The organism is Flavobacterium sp. (genome assembly GCF_046155325.1).
In the GTDB taxonomy this organism is placed as follows: Bacteria; Bacteroidota; Bacteroidia; order Flavobacteriales; family Flavobacteriaceae; genus Flavobacterium.
The window spans coordinates 1-3,908 of record NZ_JBJXDQ010000016.1 but is presented as its reverse complement, the minus strand read 5'-3'; the positions used below and the strand labels follow the sequence as shown (position 1 = coordinate 3,908).

General features: G+C 31.0%; 4 protein-coding genes and 1 tRNA gene. All 5 read left to right on the top strand.

Annotated elements, in window-relative coordinates; translation table 11 throughout:
• On the top strand, nt 1-388 hold a 388-nt coding region (locus ACKVOD_RS01585; RefSeq protein WP_409207732.1), incomplete at its 5' end, for a DNA translocase FtsK.
• Between the two features lie 48 nt (nt 389-436).
• Nucleotides 437-1,105, top strand: a complete 669-nt coding sequence (locus tag ACKVOD_RS01580) for a LolA family protein (protein ID WP_409207731.1) — start codon at nt 437-439, stop codon at nt 1,103-1,105.
• A gap of 6 nt (nt 1,106-1,111) precedes the next feature.
• Complete coding sequence (locus ACKVOD_RS01575; RefSeq protein WP_409207730.1) at nt 1,112-2,539, top strand: LptF/LptG family permease; 1,428 nt, start codon at nt 1,112-1,114, stop codon at nt 2,537-2,539.
• 8 nt (nt 2,540-2,547) lie between these two features.
• Nucleotides 2,548-3,681, top strand: a complete 1,134-nt coding sequence (ribB, locus tag ACKVOD_RS01570; RefSeq protein ID WP_409207729.1) for a 3,4-dihydroxy-2-butanone-4-phosphate synthase — start codon at nt 2,548-2,550, stop codon at nt 3,679-3,681.
• A gap of 139 nt (nt 3,682-3,820) precedes the next feature.
• Nucleotides 3,821-3,905, top strand: a tRNA-Ser gene (locus tag ACKVOD_RS01565).
• Nucleotides 3,906-3,908 lie beyond the last annotated feature (3 nt).

Here is a 3,908-nt window from a genome sequence, read left to right as displayed (position 1 = left end):
AAATGACACAGTAAGGGTTCAATGCGCTTTTATTGACACTCCCGAAGTAGAAAAAATCACTGAATATATTGGTTCTCAAAAAGCCTATGCTACTGCTTATCTGCTACCAGAATTTGTTGGTGAAGAAACTGGCATTAATCTTGATATGGATATTTCTGAAAGAGATACTTTATTTAGAGAAGCAGCCGAAATTATTGTCAATGCACAACAAGGTTCAGCTTCTTTATTACAAAGAAAACTTAAATTAGGATATAACCGAGCTGGAAGATTAATCGACCAACTCGAATCAGCTGGTATCGTTGGTCCTTTTGAAGGCAGCAAAGCACGTAGCGTTAATATTCTAGATATTAATTCTTTGGATCAATTTTTCAGCAATGAAGAAGCCTAATATTTACTTTCTATTTTAAATTCATAAACTACATTCAAATTCAATTTAATGAAACTAAAGATTCAAAATAAAGTTTTTTTGCAGTATATTATTTTGGCATATACACTCCTTTTTAATTTTTCTATTCAAGCACAAAATAAGAAAGCCAAAGCTTTATTAGACGAAGTAACTTCAAAAGTGAAAAGTTATGAAAATATTGTCATTGATTTTAAGTATTCCCTACACAACAATCAAGAAAATATCAATCAAGATAGTAAAGGAAATGTCACTATGAAAGGAAATCAATATGTTTTAAATTTCATGGGAATTACTAAAATTTTTGATGGCAAAAAAAGCTACACTATTGTACCTGAAGATGAAGAAATATCCATTTCGACTAGTAACGAAAATGATAATAATTCCATCACTCCATCAAAAATGTTAACTTTTTTTAATTCTGGGTACAACTGTACCATGGATATTATTCAAAATATAAAAGGAAGAAAAATTCAATATATAAAATTGGTTCCAACCAATATAAAAGATAAAAGAAAAGAAATATTATTAGGTATTGATGTTCAAACTAAACACATTTTTAACGTCATAGAAACTGGCAAAAAGGGAACTAAAACTACTTTGACAGTGAATTCTTTTAAAACCAATCAACCATTGTCAAAAAATCAATTTACCTTTGCTGAAAGTAAATACCCAAATTACTACATCAACAAATTAGATTAAAACTAAGTGAAAATTCTTGACAAATACTTATTAAAAACATATCTGACTACATTTACATTGGTATTTGTAATCTTGTTTTTCATATTTATTTTACAAACTGTTTGGTTGTTTATAGCAGAACTAGCAGGTAAAGATCTTGATTTATGGATGGTTATTAAATTCTTATTGTTTGCTACACCCAGAATAATTCCTTTAGTATTACCCCTTTCCGTTTTGCTTGCTTCTATAATGACTTTTGGTAATTTAGCTGAGACATACGAGTTTGCAGCAATGAAATCAGCAGGAATTTCACTTCAAAGAGCTCTAAAAGTATTGACAGTTTTTATTTTATTATTAAGTATTGTAGCCTTTACTTTTGCCAACAACTTTATTCCATACGCAGAATTTAAATTTATTAATTTCCGAAAAAACATTGCACAATCAAAACCAGCCTTAGCAATAGCCGAAGGACAATTCAATAATGTTGGTTCCTACAATATTAAAGTCAATAAAAAATCAGGCCAAAATGGAAAAAATCTTTCTGAAATAACCATTCACAAAAAATCAAACATCGGCGAAGGGAATAAAACAGTTATTAAGGCAAAATATGGGGAACTTATTAGTGAAAAAGAATCTAATATTTTGAAATTAATTTTAAATGATGGGTATTATTATGAAGATATAAAACCTAAAAATTATGAAGATCGTGACAAAATTCCATTTGCTAAAAGCTCATTCAAAAAGTATGTAATAAATATTGATTTAGCTAAACTAAATGGTGTTGACGAATCAAACCAAAACATTACCAATACTTATAGCATGCTTAATGTCAAAGAATTAAAGTACACCATTGATTCTTTGAACAAAAATATAAATACTGATATTCGTGCTAATTGTGAAAGTAGAAATCAGTTTTTTTTAAGTTTAAATGAAAAGCCAACAACAAAAAAGTTTCAAAAGATTTCAAAAGATTTATTGTCATCTTACCCCAATGATAAAAAATTAGAAATAGTAAGCATGGCCTCAAGTAATATGGTTAGTGCAGGATTCTCTATTGAATCTGTAAAAAATGATTTAACATTTAAAAAGAAAAATATCAACAATCATATATTGGCTTTAAATGATAAATTTATAATTGCTTTTGCATGTTTTTTAATGTTTTTTATCGGTGCTCCATTAGGTGCTATCATTAGGAAAGGTGGTTTAGGAATGCCTATTGTTTTTGCCGTTTTGATTTTCATTACTTTTCATTTTATAAATACTTTTGGAAAAAGAATTTCACAAGAAGATGGACTTCCTCCATTTTTAGGCTCTTGGATGTCTTCGATTATTTTGACACCATTTGCAATTTTATTAACCTATCGAGCTACTAACGACATTGGTTTAATCAATATGGATGTGATTTTAGAACCTTTTCAAAAACTAATAAAAAGATTATTTCCGTCACAAAAATAAACGCAATTATGGCAACGACTAGGATACAACTTAACACCATTGAAGAAGCTATCGAGGATATTCGACAAGGAAAAATCATTATTGTAGTCGATGATGAAGATCGTGAAAACGAAGGTGATTTTTTGGCTGCCGCCGAAAAAGTAACTCCAGAAATGATTAATTTCATGGCTACACATGGTCGTGGATTAATTTGTGCTCCTTTGACTGAAAATCGTTGCAAAGAATTAGAATTAAGACCTATGGTTACCAATAATACCGATCAAATGGAAACCGCATTTACGGTTTCGGTAGATTTGAAGGGAAATGGTGTTACTACAGGTATTTCGGCATCTGATAGAGCCAAAACAGTATTAGCATTAGTAAACGGAAATACAAAACCTCATGAATTATCAAGACCAGGTCATATATTTCCATTAGTGGCTAAACAAGGAGGGGTTTTGCGAAGAACAGGCCATACAGAAGCCGCTATTGACTTTGCTCGATTAGCCGGTTTTAAATCAGCTGGAGTGATTGTTGAAATCATGAATGAAGATGGAACCATGGCTCGATTACCTCAATTGTGTAAAGTAGCCAAAAAATTTAATCTAAAATTAGTATCGATTGAAGATTTAGTTGCTTATAGAATGCAGCATGATAGCTTAATCATCAAGAAAGAAGATTTTGAAGTTGAAACCCGTTTTGGAACTTTTAGATTAAGAGCTTATCAACAAACAACAAACAAGCAGATTCACATTGCTCTTACAAAGGGAACTTGGAATTTGGGAGATTCGGTTTTGACTCGAATTAATTCGACCCAGGTTAATAATGATTTATTGGGTACGTTGACTCACAATGCCGACAAGCAACTCGATGATATGTTCAAAATCATCAATGAACAAGGACAAGGTGCTGTAATTTTCATCAATCAAGACATGCAATCCGTGAGTTTACTCAACCGAATTTCAGAACTTAAAACTTTACAAGAACAAGGTATTTTCAAAGCACCAAAAATTGTAATTGATACTAAAGATTTTGGTATTGGCGCCCAAATATTGCACGATATTGACATTTCTAAAATTAGATTGATTTCAAATACGGTTCATACAAAAAGAGTAGGTATGATAGGATATGGACTTGAAATTAAAGAATTTGTAAGCTATTAGTTAATGTAATGAATAGATTATGAATCATTTAATTTGAGACCTCTAAAATAAGTTCATTTTTATAAAAATAGTTTTTGCAAAACGGAAAAAGGTTACTATATTTGCACTCGCAATCAATAAATTTTGATTGTCGCTCACTGGAGAAATGGCAGAGCGGTCGAATGCGGCAGTCTTGAAAACTGTTGACTGTCACAGGTCCGGGGGTTCGAATCCCTCTTTCTCCGCAA

Bases quoted from the DNA above. Each gene is read 5' to 3' on its own strand.
- ACKVOD_RS01580 (WP_409207731.1), top strand. From the start codon at position 437: ATGAAACTAAAGATTCAAAATAAAGTTTTTTTGCAGTATATTATTTTG.
- ribB (WP_409207729.1), top strand. From the start codon at position 2,548: ATGGCAACGACTAGGATACAACTTAACACCATTGAAGAAGCTATCGAG.